General features: G+C 37.0%; 15 protein-coding genes. 3 read left to right on the top strand and 12 right to left on the bottom strand.

The genetic code is table 11. From position 1 onward, the window contains the following. Positions 1-34 precede the first annotated feature (34 nt). From nadD to DET49_RS08255, 4 genes are all read right to left on the bottom strand, one after another. Entirely contained in the window at positions 35-619 is a 585-nt protein-coding gene (nadD, locus tag DET49_RS08240) for a nicotinate (nicotinamide) nucleotide adenylyltransferase (RefSeq protein WP_133547622.1), read from the bottom strand. After that, on the bottom strand, positions 616-1,203 hold the full coding sequence (gmk, locus tag DET49_RS08245) for a guanylate kinase (RefSeq protein ID WP_133547623.1): 588 nt from the start codon (positions 1,201-1,203) through the stop codon (positions 616-618). Before gmk ends, nadD begins: the two co-directional genes overlap by 4 nt. 1 nt (position 1,204) lies before the next feature. Next, positions 1,205-2,062 carry a YicC/YloC family endoribonuclease gene (locus DET49_RS08250; RefSeq protein ID WP_133547624.1) on the bottom strand — a complete coding sequence of 286 codons (858 nt, stop codon included), beginning with the start codon at positions 2,060-2,062 and terminating at the stop codon, positions 1,205-1,207. 62 nt (positions 2,063-2,124) lie between these two features. Then, a complete protein-coding gene (locus DET49_RS08255) occupies positions 2,125-3,111 on the bottom strand; it encodes a YheT family hydrolase (protein WP_133547625.1) in 987 nt (328 codons plus the stop codon). Positions 3,112-3,262: 151 nt separating this feature from the next. Here DET49_RS08255 and DET49_RS08260 point away from each other — a divergent pair, with 151 nt between their 5' ends. Further along, the gene (locus DET49_RS08260; RefSeq protein WP_133547626.1) at positions 3,263-3,751 is read left to right on the top strand and encodes an acyl-CoA thioesterase; all 489 of its coding nucleotides are present in this window, start codon (positions 3,263-3,265) and stop codon (positions 3,749-3,751) included. 18 nt (positions 3,752-3,769) lie between these two features. Continuing rightward, on the top strand, positions 3,770-4,459 hold the full coding sequence (locus DET49_RS08265) for a hypothetical protein (protein ID WP_133547627.1): 690 nt from the start codon (positions 3,770-3,772) through the stop codon (positions 4,457-4,459). Between the two features lie 3 nt (positions 4,460-4,462). Here the strand turns inward: DET49_RS08265 and DET49_RS08270 are convergent, their stop codons facing one another. From DET49_RS08270 to DET49_RS08280, 3 genes are read right to left on the bottom strand one after another with little or no spacing between them, the layout of a single operon-like run. Next, positions 4,463-5,362: a DMT family transporter gene (locus tag DET49_RS08270; RefSeq protein WP_133547628.1), complete on the bottom strand. Its 900-nt coding sequence runs from the start codon at positions 5,360-5,362 to the stop codon at positions 4,463-4,465. Beyond that, on the bottom strand, positions 5,355-5,708 hold the full coding sequence (locus DET49_RS08275; RefSeq protein WP_133547629.1) for an arsenate reductase family protein: 354 nt from the start codon (positions 5,706-5,708) through the stop codon (positions 5,355-5,357). The genes DET49_RS08270 and DET49_RS08275 overlap by 8 nt, the downstream gene beginning before the upstream one ends. Before the next feature lie 13 nt (positions 5,709-5,721). Beyond that, positions 5,722-6,513, bottom strand: a complete 792-nt coding sequence (locus DET49_RS08280; RefSeq protein WP_133547630.1) for a DUF3298 and DUF4163 domain-containing protein — start codon at positions 6,511-6,513, stop codon at positions 5,722-5,724. 88 nt (positions 6,514-6,601) lie between these two features. Here DET49_RS08280 and DET49_RS08285 point away from each other — a divergent pair, with 88 nt between their 5' ends. After that, entirely contained in the window at positions 6,602-7,744 is a 1,143-nt protein-coding gene (locus tag DET49_RS08285; protein ID WP_133547631.1) for a trans-sulfuration enzyme family protein, read from the top strand. A 153-nt stretch (positions 7,745-7,897) separates the two neighbouring features. On the opposite strand, the gene DET49_RS08290 is transcribed toward DET49_RS08285, so the two are convergent. The 5 genes from DET49_RS08290 to DET49_RS08310 form a co-directional block, all read right to left on the bottom strand. Next, a complete protein-coding gene (locus DET49_RS08290; RefSeq protein WP_133547632.1) occupies positions 7,898-9,124 on the bottom strand; it encodes a cysteine desulfurase-like protein in 1,227 nt (408 codons plus the stop codon). After that, positions 9,124-11,517 (bottom strand): S9 family peptidase, encoded by a 2,394-nt coding sequence (locus DET49_RS08295; RefSeq protein ID WP_133547633.1) that lies wholly within the window; start codon positions 11,515-11,517, stop codon positions 9,124-9,126. Before DET49_RS08295 ends, DET49_RS08290 begins: the two co-directional genes overlap by 1 nt. A 272-nt stretch (positions 11,518-11,789) precedes the next feature. Then, positions 11,790-12,716, bottom strand: coding sequence for a DUF5996 family protein (locus DET49_RS08300; RefSeq protein ID WP_133547634.1), 927 nt, complete (start codon positions 12,714-12,716; stop codon positions 11,790-11,792). Positions 12,717-12,733: 17 nt separating this feature from the next. Then, positions 12,734-13,015, bottom strand: coding sequence for a GNAT family N-acetyltransferase (locus tag DET49_RS08305; RefSeq protein WP_133547635.1), 282 nt, complete (start codon positions 13,013-13,015; stop codon positions 12,734-12,736). Between the two features lie 35 nt (positions 13,016-13,050). Beyond that, positions 13,051-13,551, bottom strand: coding sequence for a YciI family protein (locus tag DET49_RS08310; RefSeq protein WP_133547636.1), 501 nt, complete (start codon positions 13,549-13,551; stop codon positions 13,051-13,053). Between the last annotated feature and the right edge of the window lie 7 nt (positions 13,552-13,558).

Here is a 13,558-nt window from a genome sequence, read left to right on the forward strand (position 1 = left end):
ATGAATTCTAAACAGTCTTTTTCTTAAATATACGTTACTTAAAAAAATTCATCAGTTGAATATAATCCCAGACCGAATCTGGTAACATAGGTTTTATAAACTTACCCTCTTTAACTGCCTTCCTAATAAATGTTGAAGAAATTTCCATCACCGGCGCCATAATTCGGCTAATTTTCGGATGATCTCTAAACTCATTTATCACATTCCCACCGGAAATTCTGGGATATACATAAATTTGATGATTTTCTAAGATCACCTCGTAATTCTTCCACTTATGGAAAGTCTTCAAATTGTCTTCCCCCATAATTGGGCAAAATTCATTTGTAGGAAATTGCTCCTGAAGATAGGCCAGAGTTGTACAGGTATAATTGGGTTGTGGTAAACCAAATTCAATATTGGAAGGCTTTATATGTTCATAGCCTTCGCAGGCTTTATAAACCATATCCAGCCTGTGATGATTTTCTAAAAGAGTATTTTTCTTTTTATGTGGATTATGCGGAGTAACCACTAACCAAACTTCATCCAAATCCGAAAACTCGGCCATATGGTTGGCAATAATAAGATGACCGACATGTATAGGGTTGAAAGTACCAAAGAACAAACCGACTTTCCTATTCATCTTGCGGATTTTTTTACACCAACATAAGTTGCCACCAGTTCGTAAGCTTCCTGAAGTGCAGTCTCTAAGTCGTGATTTTCAATAATAAAATCGAATTGAGGTGCTGTAGCTAATTCAATAGAGGCCTTTGCCACCCGCATATTTATTTTATCGTCACTTTCTGTTTTACGTTTTTTAAGCCGAATCTTTAACTCTTCAATACTTGGAGGTTTTACAAAGACTGCCAGCGTTTTCTCCGGGTATATATTTTTAATGTCCAATCCACCAACTACATCAATATCAAAAATCACATTTTTCCCGTGCGACCAGATTCGTTCTACTTCACTTTTTAGAGTTCCATAAAAATTATCACGATAAACCTCTTCCCATTCCAAAAATTCGTCGTTTTTTATTTTCTTCTTAAAATCCTCTAAGGAAAGGAAGTAATAATGCTGTCCGTCTTTTTCGTCCCCCCTTGGTGCCCGTGAAGTTGCAGAGATTGAAAATTCAAGATCTAATTCTTGGTGTTTTAATAAATGTTGGACGATTGTGGTTTTTCCAGATCCCGAAGGTGCCGAGAATACGATAAGTTTACCATCACTCATTTTAGAGTACGTTTAAAAGTTGTTCTTTAATTTTTTCCAATTCGTCCTTCATTTGCACCACCAATTGTTGCATAGGAGCATAGTTGGATTTACTACCTATTGTATTGATCTCCCGACCCATTTCCTGAGAGATGAAACCTAGTTTTCTTCCGTTTGAATCCTGAGAATTTATGCTTTCGTTAAAATACGCAAGGTGGTTTTCCAACCTCACTTTCTCTTCAGTAATATCAAATTTTTCGATATAGTAAACCAATTCCTGTTCAAAACGGTTTTCATCCACATTCTCTTTAAGATCAGTAACTCCCTTTCGCAGGCGTTCCTTTACAGCTTCCACTCTTTCCGGATCAATTCTTAAAACATCCTGCAATAATGTCCCAATATTATTTACTCGAAGTTTCAGGTCTTTTTCCAGCGCATCTCCTTCGTCAGTTCTAAACTGGTTTATCTCTTCGAGAGCTTCAATCACGGCCGCTTCTATTGCTTTAAACTCAGATTCGTCAATTTCTTCGCGTTCCGTGGTAACCGCATCTGGCATTCTTAAAGCCATTTTCAGTAATTCGGTTTGGTCGCCGTTCACAATACTTTTTAATTGTTGCATATAATTTTTTACCACACCTCGGTTTACAGAGGCAGTCGTTTCCTCGCCTGTCACTTCAACAAATATGGAAAAATCCACTTTCCCGCGAGTAAGCGATTTAGAAATTGTATTTCTTAACTGAAGTTCCTTCTCGCGATACTGCGAAGGAATCCGAGCGTTTACATCAAGATTCTTGCTGTTAAGCGATTTGATCTCAACGGTTACTTTTTTGGAAGGGAGTTGCGTTATGCTTTTCCCAAAACCTGTCATTGACTGAATCATGCGTGATTTTTAAGCTTGCGCAAAGATAATCAATTCTATAGCAGGGCAAAACAGGCGAATGGCTATTTTGCAGGTTCGGTATTTTCTGATTTGATTTGGTTTACAAATTCCAACGCCCGAACTTCATGATAATAAGGTTTTCTATGTTGGATAAACCCCACATGTCCACCGTGTTTTGGAATTTCCAAATGAAAAAATTCAGAATTTTTCGCCACCTCCACAGGATAAGAATTAGGGGAAAGAAAAGAATCATTTTTCGCATTTAACAAAAGTGTAGGAATATTTATATCAGCTAAAAATCCTATACAACTACACTTTTTATAATATTCTGAAGCATTCCTGAATCCATGAGCTCTGCTGGTGTATAGTTCATCTATGGCGAGTAAAGAATTACACTGAGCTATCTCTTCTTTACTAATTTTTGAAGGAAAATAGATTTGCTTTAGATATAATTCCTTTTTCAGGTTTTTGATAAATCGTTTTGAAAATAGAAAATTATGAGTTTTGTTAAGTTCATTTAAGGAAGCTCCAAGATCGCAAGGTGTAGAAATAGCAACCGACGATTTAACTTCCGATGGAATATTTTTTGCTTCTCCTAAATATTTAAGCATTAAATTCCCACCTAGGCTAAATCCAACCAAAGCAATTTCACTATACTGCCCTGGCTGTTGAAGATGATTTATTACGGCTTCAAGATCTTCCGTTGCGCCTGCATGATAACTACGGTAAAGTCGGTTCATTTCCCCGCTGCAACTCCTAAAATTCATTGAAGCTACGTCCCATCCATTTTCATGAAATTGCTTAGCCATTCCCAACATATAGGGTCGTTTAGCATTTCCAGCCAGACCGTGAAGTAAAATAATGACTTTGTTATTCCTGGTAGAATAAAAACTGCGTTCCAGATCCAGAAAATCACCATCGCTTAATTCTATTCGATCTTTAGAGGTAAACTTAAAATCTATTCTTCTTAAGATAGCTGCATAAATACTGGCGAAATGGGCATTTCTAAAAATCCCGAATGCATTATACTTGGTCTTTATTAAGGGCATATGGATCAAAATTAAGAAGTTTAAAATTAAGGCAACAAATTTGAAAAAGCTTACAGAGTTTTCAATAACACTTAAATGATTAGAAAGTAAAACTTAACGATAATTATGCACGCATAATATTTATGCTTAATTTTATTAAAAAATAGAGAGAATGTATACCAAAGAATTTGAAATACGCTGGAGTGACATAGACGCGAACAGGCATTTGGCCAATACAGCTTATGTAAATTTTATGAGCCATACCAGAATGGCATTTTTAATGGAAAATGGGTTTGGGCAAAAGGAACTAGCAAAAAATAATATTGGTCCCGTGGTTTTCTATGAACATGTTTATTATTTTAAAGAAGTTTTTCCTGGAAAACCAATAAAAGTAACATTACAGCTAAAAGGTCTTGCAGAAAATGGTATGTATTTTGAATTTATGCATAATTTTTATGACCAGGAAGGTCGAAATTTTGCTAGTTGTGAAATGATGGGTGCCTGGATAGATTTAAAAGAAAGAAAACTTACAAAATTGCCAAGAGCACTTCGGGATAATTTAAATAGTTTGAGCCATACTAACGATTTTCGGATATTAACCAAGGAAGATACCAGAAAATTCGGAAAACGACCACGGGATCTTGAACCAGAAAAGTTATGATTTTAGAAGTTCCTGCTTTTGAATTGCTTAAATTCACCCATCGAAAAACATAAGTTTTATATAAAATCAAATAAAGAACAAACCCTGGAAATTCTTAAATTTTCAGGGCTTGCTTTATTAATATTTCTAGGATTTGTACTCATTGGATTATTCCTGGAATGGTATTTTTTGCCTTTGCTTGCACTACCACTGATTCTTTCTGTCTTGGCACCGTTTATTGATACCCCTCAAGGAAAAAAACAAGGTAAATTAATTTACTATACGCCACTGTTTATTACGGAAAAAATAAAAAATGAAAAGATCATCATTCACGGGGGAACATTATTCGACTACTATTATGTTCTTGATAGAAACTGGAAGGAACGCCAAAGAATAAGGTTTATTCTTAGACAATATATTTTAGGTCTTTTGAAACTTTCGGAATCTTTCCATGCAAAAAATGCTGAATATATCAGCCTGGAAGGCACAAGCTATATACTCAATGAAAGAACCGCAGAAAAATTAGGTTTTCATAAAAAAAGAACAAATTTCCTTCAGCAATTTATTTTGACTTATAATTATCTACAGATACTTCTTGCCAATTCAATAGCCAAGGGAAAATTGAGTTTTCCTGATCTTGCCAGGGTAAACACTTACACAGCTCCCCTTTCGGCTATAAAGCAAAATAAAATTTTTTTAAAGCAACTTGCTGATAAACTAAAAGATTAAGGCTCAAGCTCGAATCTCTGTTTTCTTTTTAGTTACCATATAAACCCCTATAAATACCAGCATTGCTGCCACAATTTTTACTGTATTTAATTCATCAGCACCGCTTAAAATTGCGTAAGTAATTGCAATTAGTGGCTGCAGGTAAATAAACACGCTTATGGTGGAAGCGGAAAGTTGTTTAAGTGCATAAATATTCAGCAAGTAAGTAGAAAATGTTGTTCCTGCCACCACGAAAGTCATTTTCCAAATAGCATCAAAAGGCAAATTCGTCCAGTTAACATCGATAAATTCACCTATTGTTATAGGGAAGTTTATAATAACCCCAATAAGAAAGAGCCACTTCATTAAAGTAAATGCATGATATTTTGCAGTAAGCGGCTTTACAAGAATAAGGTAAAGTCCGTAACTAAATGCGTTTATTATAAAAAGCACATTTCCCATAGGTATGTTGGGGGCGTTCCCGGTGCTTTCGGCACTAAAAAGTACCAAAACCAAAGCTCCGGCCAAACCAACGATAATTCCTAGGCTTTTTAATAGGGTAATACGTTCCCTGATAAGGACGGAAGCCAGTATGAGGACCATTACAGGGGAAAGCGTTACAATCACCGAACTATTAATAGGCGTAGAAAGGCTTAATCCTTTAAAGAAAAAAAGCATATTGATTACCATCCCGAAGACCGCACAACCTAGAATTCTTGGCCAGTCAGAAGTGGCGATTTTTTCCTTTGGGCCCAAAAAACTAATTCCCCAAAATAAAATTGCAGCACCAAAAACCCTTAAAAAAATAAACCCGAATGGTTCAATATACGTAGGCATTACTCCTTTAGCAATGGTATGATTTAGTCCGTAGATCGCACTCGCTCCGATTGCTGCAAAGATTGCCAGAATACGTCTGTTATCCATTCACCGCTGCTTTGGCCGCCGCAACGGTTTTTTTAGAATTGCCTATAAAAATTTCATCATCACTGATAATCACCGGCCTTTTTAAAAAGGTATAATGATCTAAAATAAGCTCTTTATAATCGTCTTCAGAAAGTTCTTTTTCGTTGAGGTTTCTCTTACGGTATAGCTGTGCTCTTTTGTTAAACAACGCTTCATAACTTCCTGCTAAAGTTCTCATTTCTTCCAGTTGCTTTCTGGTTATTTCCTCTTCTTTGATCTCCTGAAATTCAAAAGAATCTGCCAAACTCAATTCATCTAAAATTCTCTGGCAGGTATTGCAATTAGATAGATGATACACTTTTCTCATAATAAGTTTTCAATTAGTAGTTAAGCCATTGATTCACTTTATTCCTGGAAAAAGATAGTTTTAATTCCCCTTCAGCATAACTGGCGGCTTCGTAACGGTTATAGATCAAGATCACTTGATTTTTAGTAAGGGCAATATTTTCCGGAAGCGCAAATTTATCATTTTCAAAGAAAAATCCTTTGGAATTAATACTTTGTCCTTCGGGAACTTCATATTTTATTCTGAATTCTTTTTCAGCAAAATTTTTGAAAGCATGAAGATCAGAAAACAACTCATCTTTTGTAAGTGTTTCGCCTGAAGCTATATCAAAATTAGTAAATAGTTTAGCTCCGTAACCGTGAGCGCCGCCCGTAAAAAGATAGAAATCAGTTTCCAATACTAACAAATCACCGTCCCTACTTAAAACAGATTGGGAAATCTCAACTTCATAACCCGCCTCCGAGTCAGGAAAATCGCTCTTAAAATACTGGTAATCTTTAACAAAGCCTTTAATAGCCGCTTTTAAACTTGGAGCAATGGTATCAGCTTCAGTATTACTGAATATTTTGATCAAGTTATTTTCATTATAACGGTTCATTGTCTTGGCCACCTCTTGGTCTTCTCTGAATTTTAAATAATTTACCCTAATTGTAGGACATTCTGTATTCTCACAGGCTTTAAAATCCTTGGAAGATAAACTTTCATTATAAAAACTTAAAGCTTCGGTTTGATCTTTATCCAAATTTTCACCAGCTTCAGATTTATCATCACGGCAAGAGGTAAAGATTAAAAAAACAAGAAGTAGGAAAATAAATTTTTGAGACATATAAAAGGCTGTTAAATATGCGAATAAAGATAAGTGTATTTTGCTTAAACACAATGCACATACTACCTTAGCTATAAAGCAAAAACCTATGAAGTTTAATACCAAAACTATACACGGAGGCCAGGAGAATATAGATCCCGCATATGGTTCTGTAATGCCTCCTATTTATCAAACCACAACATTTTCACAAAGTACACCAGGCGGTCATAAGGGTTTTGAATATTCCCGAAGTGGAAATCCAACCCGGGCCGCATTAGAAAAATCTATAGCCAGTATTGAAAACGGGAAATTTGGACTTGCTTTTGGTTCGGGACTTGCGGCTATTGATGCGGTAATAAAGCTTTTTAAACCAGGAGACGAAATTATTTCTACCAACGATCTCTATGGCGGCTCCTATCGTTTGTTTACCTCTATATTTGAAAATTTTGGAATTAAATTTCAGTTTATTGGAATGGGTAAAGCCAAAAACATTGAAAAATATATTAATAAAAACACCAAACTGCTCTGGATAGAAACACCAACCAATCCAATGATGAATATCATTGATATTGAAGCGGTTTCTAAAATTGCTAAAGCGCATAATTTATTGCTTGCGGTGGACAATACTTTTGCTACGCCTTATTTACAGCAACCCCTGGAACTTGGTGCCGATATTGTAATGCATAGCGCCACGAAATATTTGGGAGGCCATAGTGATGTAGTTATGGGAAGTTTGGTGGTTAATCAAAAGAAATTAGCAGAAAAATTGTATTTTATACAAAATGCAAGCGGCGGAATTTGCGGACCTCAAGATTGTTTTTTAGTCTTACGTGGTATAAAAACTTTGCACCTCAGAATGCAGCGACACTGTGAAAATGGTGAGGCAATTGCTAAATTCCTGAAAACTCATCCTAAAGTTGGGAAGGTATACTGGCCGGGATTTGAAGACCATCTAAACCACGATATCGCGAGCAAGCAAATGAAAGGCTTTGGCGGAATGATCTCTTTTACCACAAAAGAAGACACGCTTAAGAGCGCTACCGCTCTAGTTGAAAAACTTAAGGTTTTCACTCTTGCTGAGTCGCTTGGAGGTGTAGAATCTTTGGCTGGGCATCCCGCAAGTATGACCCACGCATCTATTCCGAAGGAAGAAAGGGCTAAAACCGGAGTGGTAGATTCATTAATAAGATTAAGTGTAGGGATTGAAGATGAAGAAGATCTCATCGCTGATCTAAAACAAGCCATGGGATAATAACATATCTAACAAAAATCCGCTAAAGGCCATATCAACAGATGATCTCTTAATGACGAAATTTAAAAATTCTGAGGTAGCTTTTCTATTCTGTCCCCCTGATGGGAATATTCAACAGTTTTTTAAAAACTTCTGAATATCGCCATATAATTATTAAATGATCTTTTTTAATATCCAAATTAGTCTTTGAACTTCATCAGGGGTGTTATAATGCACCAAACTCACTCGAACCACTCCATTTTTTTCTTTTAAACCAGCATCCTCAATAAGCTTTTTTGCATAAAAATCTCCAAACCGAATTCCTATTCTATAATCGTCAATCTTTTCTACAATTTCATTGCTTTTCAAAGTCCTATGTACAAAAGAAATCGTAGGTACTCTTTTTTCCCTGTCTGCAGTATTTCTGCCAATTATTTTGATGTCAGGATGTTCTATCAAATAAGTGATTAGAGGTTTACTAATTCGTTCTTCATGCCTGCTGATTAGCTCAAAGATCTTATCCATTTTCTCCTGAAAATCCACCTTCTTTTCTTTGGGGAATTCGTGTTTAAAAAACTCTTCAAAATATTCTATTATACCCAATAAACTGTAAGTGAGTTCAAAATTGAAATTGCCCGGCTGAAACTTATAGGGAACATCTTTTTTGGTGAAAAAGTAATGGTTAATTCCATCCATTTTGTATAACTGATGATATCTGCCATACATAACCGCAAGATGAGGCCCATAAGTCTTATACCAGCTAAAAACGTAAAAATCTACATCCAGTTTTCTGACATCAACGCGGCGATGCGGGGCATATGCCACGCCGTCAACACAAATCAACGCACCCGATTTATGAACCGTTTTAGCTATTTCTCTGATAGGATTTATACTACCTAAAATATTTGAAGCGTGGGTTAAGGCAACTAATCTGGTTCGCTTATTGAGCAATTTTTTAAGATCGCTTATTTCCAGTTCAAGGCTTTCTGGATTTGTTTTCCACACCTTAACGTTAATCCCTTTATCCTTTAAATCTGTCCAAGGAGAAACATTGGCTTCATGATCGGTATTTGTAACAATAACTTCATCGCCTTCCTGCCATTGCTTGCTTATGCACCAACTTAAAACGCGTAAAAGCATAGAAGAAGAAGGACCTATTACTACTTCCTCCGGTCTGCTTGCGTTTATAAAATTGCTCACCTGTTTAGTTGCATAAGTGAGCTTTTCACCTGCTTCCCTGGAAACTTGATATGAAGCGCCTAATTGTACGTTATGATGTAATAAATATCCGCTGATGCGCTCGGCTACTTTCTTTAGCGTTTGTGAACCACCTGCATTATCCATGAAAACAAACTCTCTTTCCAGAGCCGGAAACTGGTTTCTTACAAATTCGATGTCCATTAGTCCAAAAGGCTTTCGTTGAATAATTCCAGTACCCTTTTGTATTCATCGGTCCAACTGCTGGGTGCTATAAAACCGTGACCTTCCACAGGATAAATTGCTATTTCCCAATCTTCTTTACCCAATTCAATTAATCGCTGGGAAAGCCTGACTACATCCTGAAAATGGACATTTACATCTACCATGCCATGAGCAATCAATAAATCCCCTTCCAGTCCCTCGGCAAAATAAATGGGGGAAGATCTTCTATATGCAATAGGATCCAATGAGGGTTCGTTAAGGATGTTCGATGTATAGCCGTGATTATAATGTGCCCAGTCTGTTACTGATCGCAAAGCAGCACCGGCTTTAAAAGTCTCAGGTTCAGTAAACATGGCCATTAAGGTGATAAATCCACCGTAGCTTCCACCATATATTCCTACTTTTTCTGGGTTTATTTCGTGATTTTCTACCAAATATTCTACGCCATCAACCTGGTCCGAAAGATCTTTTCCGCCCATATGACGATAAATGCCTGTTCGCCAATCGCGACCATAACCAGCGCTTCCGCGATAATCAATATCAATTACAGTGTAACCTAAATCGGCCAAAAGATTATGAAACATGTATTCCCTAAAATAACTACTCCACCATTTATGAGCGTTTTGCAGGTAACCTGCGCCGTGGACAAAAACAACAGCCGCATTGTTTTTTACATCAGGTTCGGGTTTGTATAATCTAGCAGGAACCATAGCCCCATCTTCGGCCTCAAATTTTATTAATTCGGGTTCTCTCCACTGGTAGTTGCTAAATATTTCCGATTGTCCTTTTGTTAATTGTTTGGCCTTGCCATTTGCTTTTGTTTTTTTTAAATATAACTCCCAGGGCTTGTTGCTGTACGAATACAAAATAGCCATATGTTTTTCATCGGGGGATAAGTAAACATCGTTGTTCCCTTCCATTTGGGTAAGTTTTTCCATTTTACCACCCATTACCGGCATTTTATAAAAATGACGTTCACCGGGGCCAACTTCAGAAGTGGTTAAGAACCAATCTTTTTTATTATTGGAAAGTACAGGATCAAATACCTCGAATTCTCCTTGGGTAAGCGCTTTTTTCTTTCCACTGGTAACATCCAATAAGTACAGATGGGAATATCCGGTTTCTTCACTTTGAAAGTAAATATGCTTGTTATCGGGAAGCCACCCCATGTCTTCGCCGCCGTAAAATGTATAGCCTATCCCAGGGCCTGCAATCCAGGCTTCGTCACGCTGGCGGTCTAGAGTAGTTACATCGCCGTTTTCCAGATTGATTCTAGCAATCCACCGGTCTTTATTGTCCTTTGAACGCAAATTTACAACCGCGAGTTCCCCATTTTCTGAAAAATATACCTTAGTAGGCACTACTTCCCTTTCAGCTTTTTTCCATTCTTTATTGGGATAATCTTTTATATATGCAGGAAGGTCAGTGATTCCTGGCAAATCCTGAGTCTCTACCATATATACGGTGTCCTTTTGAAAATTATAGACTGCCAGCTCAACTTTTGTCTCGTTTTCCCCAACTTTACTGCGGGCAGACAGGTTTTCGGTATAACCTGTTTCATCAACGTAATTGGGAACATTTGTGCCTTCTCCGTCCTGCCGGGAAATTAGTTTAAAAGTAGCATATTGGGCATTAGGAGAAACCTGTAAACTACTGAGCTCCCGATCTTCCAGGTAAAATCTGAATTCCTCTTTCTTAGCCATTGCCTCGCGATAAGCCTCCTTCCTTTCTTCTTCATCCTTACGCCGGTTTACAACCTCCAAAAGTTGCAGGTTTTCCTCCCTTAACCAGGTCTCTTTTTCTGAAAGTTCGGTTGGCTTTTCTTCTTCAGCTTTCCCTTTTTGAATGTTGGTGAGCTGTTTTATACTTCCCTGTTCAAGATTATAGATGAATGCATTTAAATTAGAAATAAAACTAATCTTATTTTCATCAGCCAGAAATTCCACATTATATATGGGCTCTGAAAGATCTAACAACTCAGTAGTTACTCCGGATCTGACATCGTAAATCACCAGGTTTCCTTCTTTGCTGAGTATTTTTTTGCTTCCTCCTTTATTAAAATCGCCTTGACGGGGAATCAAATTGCGCTCTTCTTTCGGACTCACTTTAATTATTTTTGAAGTATTGCTCAGTTCTATTTTATAAAGCGAATCCTCGGTGTTTTTTTCAGGATTATAATCAAAATAAATACTTTCACTGTCCGCACTCCATTTCACATTAGAAGGAAATGTTCCCATCCAATCGGGGTCCTGCATAATTTTTTCTACAGAGAGTTCACTCTTTTGCGAAAAGCCGGTAACACTAATACTTAAAAATGTTAAAAACAGAAAGTAAGTTCTAAATTTAAGTAGGTCTTGTAAAGTTATTCTCATCGATTTAAGGACTTGTGGGTTTATTTTTTAAAAGCAGTGCCAATATAGTTAAAATGATAATATCTTTAAAGTCCAATAACTAAAGCCCCGAAATTATCGGAAAATCTCAGAAAACATGAGCAAATCCAAAGGATATTCAATGAAAAGGTGGAATAAATTAAGTGATAATTACTGGGAAGGAATAAGCCCGTATGAGAAATAAATTATGATTGTATGACCTACTTAATGAAGCGATGTCATTTATTAAAATGTTTGGGGTTTATTTCTTAGAATTATAAACTTTCAAGATCTTGGATTTTCAAATCTTCTATTGGCCATCCTGCAAGTTCGGAGCCGGCCTGATAAGCACTCTCCATAAAATCCAGCAAAGCCTGCCGCGGATTTTCTTCTTCCTTTAGGTTAGCGAAAGTTAGAATGGCCATAGGACTGCCGTTACTCATTTCCCAGCTTGCAGATGCCGGTTGTAATTCCTGGTTAGTAATACCTTCGGGATTAGGAAAAGTATAGGAATAAAATGCCGGTTCCTGCACCTTATCATCGCCTGGCCAGAAGCCAAAACTTATACATTCATGGCTGTAGGCATCCTTATCTGAAATTCTTGATTCAACGGGCATCTTTGGGACTTTTTTTCCGGAAAACCGGGTTACAGCGATATCCATTGAATGCCAGTATAGATGAACAGGAGAGGTTTTTCCGTAGAATTTTCCGCTGAATTCTTTAAAAACACTGTCTATCCATAATAAAGCTTTCCACAATTTCTCAACATAGGACTCGTCATAATGATGATATTCAGTAATAGCTGGAAACACTTTTTCAATTCCAAGATCATAGGGCTTCTCAACAATTTTCACCCGGATGTTCAGCTCTTTTAAAATCGTGAAAACTTGAACATAAAAATCGGCTACGCTTAAACCATTTTTAAGTTTTAAGGTTTTAAAATCGCCATCGCTGGTTTGTACTTCAAGTTGATGTTTAACTACATTGAAAATTATCGAAAAACTACTGAATCCCTTTTTATAGGGAATCGGCCCGGTGCTAAACCCCATTTCGGTAATATAATGGGTGACGTACCACCAGTGATTTTTTCGGGGTGTAAGTTTTAACCTGATTTTACCCACAACTTGCAGGAAAAGATGAAGCGTGAATTTCTCTTTTTCGAAGCTCACATATTTCAAATCTGGAAGCGAAGAAGTTTTCATAATAATACGTTTAAAAATTAGGCCAGTACTTCCTGGAATTCGGGTGTTTTTTCAATTATTTTTTTAGCAAACGGACACAGCGGAATCACTTTTAGCTTATTCTCCTTGGCAAAATCTACTGCCGCTTTTACCATTTTTTTGCCAACCCCATTACCTTTAAAATCTGGATCAACTTCGGTATGATCTATAATAAATTTGCTTTTTCCGACCCAGGTGTAGGTCATTTTTCCGGCTTGTTTTTCATCTTTCAAAGCCTGGAAATAGCCTTTCTTCCCTTGATCAATATGTTCAATCTTCATAATTCACTTATTTTAGATTATTGTTAGCCTCCGGCCTAATTGAGCTTTCCTCCCTTTGCGGTCCACCAGGGGTGAACTTCAATTTTTAACCTTCCAGCCTTTACCATTGGATCCTGGCTTGCCAAACTATCTGCTTCTTTCAGGGTGGCAGTATTATAAACCGCGATTCCACGTATTTCACCATCACTACCAAAAGGACCTATTAAACTTGCATAACCCTCTTCTGCCATGCGGCTTAAATAAGCCAGATGGTCCTTCTGTAATCTCGCGGCTTCGGTAGAATCCTGCTTACGGTTTTCGCCTCTTTTTAAAAATACAATATAATATTGCTGCATTAGATAGGTAGTATCTTCCGCTTTATATTTAAAGGTTTGATAGCCTTTTTCTTTTAAATCATTCTCTATGGAATCTATATCTAGGTTGGGCTTCAACTCCGTAATTTCCGCAGGGTCAGGGATATCTCGATCAGGATTCTTAATATCTTTACAGGAAATTATTAAAAAAGCAAGAACGGGTATATAAAGTATATTTTTCATCTTAAAG

The organism is Salegentibacter sp. 24, from assembly GCF_004362395.1.
GTDB lineage: Bacteria > Bacteroidota > Bacteroidia > Flavobacteriales > Flavobacteriaceae > Salegentibacter.

Bases quoted from the DNA above. Each gene is read 5' to 3' on its own strand.
- nadD (WP_133547622.1), bottom strand. From the start codon at position 619: ATGAATAGGAAAGTCGGTTTGTTCTTTGGTACTTTCAACCCTATACAT.
- DET49_RS08290 (WP_133547632.1), bottom strand. From the start codon at position 9,124: ATGGACATCGAATTTGTAAGAAACCAGTTTCCGGCTCTGGAAAGAGAG.
- DET49_RS08275 (WP_133547629.1), bottom strand. From the start codon at position 5,708: ATGAGAAAAGTGTATCATCTATCTAATTGCAATACCTGCCAGAGAATT.
- DET49_RS08285 (WP_133547631.1), top strand. From the start codon at position 6,602: ATGAAGTTTAATACCAAAACTATACACGGAGGCCAGGAGAATATAGAT.
- DET49_RS08310 (WP_133547636.1), bottom strand. From the start codon at position 13,551: ATGAAAAATATACTTTATATACCCGTTCTTGCTTTTTTAATAATTTCC.
- DET49_RS08300 (WP_133547634.1), bottom strand. From the start codon at position 12,716: ATGAAAACTTCTTCGCTTCCAGATTTGAAATATGTGAGCTTCGAAAAA.
- DET49_RS08255 (WP_133547625.1), bottom strand. From the start codon at position 3,111: ATGCCCTTAATAAAGACCAAGTATAATGCATTCGGGATTTTTAGAAAT.
- DET49_RS08280 (WP_133547630.1), bottom strand. From the start codon at position 6,513: ATGTCTCAAAAATTTATTTTCCTACTTCTTGTTTTTTTAATCTTTACC.
- DET49_RS08305 (WP_133547635.1), bottom strand. From the start codon at position 13,015: ATGAAGATTGAACATATTGATCAAGGGAAGAAAGGCTATTTCCAGGCT.
- gmk (WP_133547623.1), bottom strand. From the start codon at position 1,203: ATGAGTGATGGTAAACTTATCGTATTCTCGGCACCTTCGGGATCTGGA.
- DET49_RS08295 (WP_133547633.1), bottom strand. From the start codon at position 11,517: ATGAGAATAACTTTACAAGACCTACTTAAATTTAGAACTTACTTTCTG.
- DET49_RS08250 (WP_133547624.1), bottom strand. From the start codon at position 2,062: ATGATTCAGTCAATGACAGGTTTTGGGAAAAGCATAACGCAACTCCCT.
- DET49_RS08260 (WP_133547626.1), top strand. From the start codon at position 3,263: ATGTATACCAAAGAATTTGAAATACGCTGGAGTGACATAGACGCGAAC.
- DET49_RS08270 (WP_133547628.1), bottom strand. From the start codon at position 5,362: ATGGATAACAGACGTATTCTGGCAATCTTTGCAGCAATCGGAGCGAGT.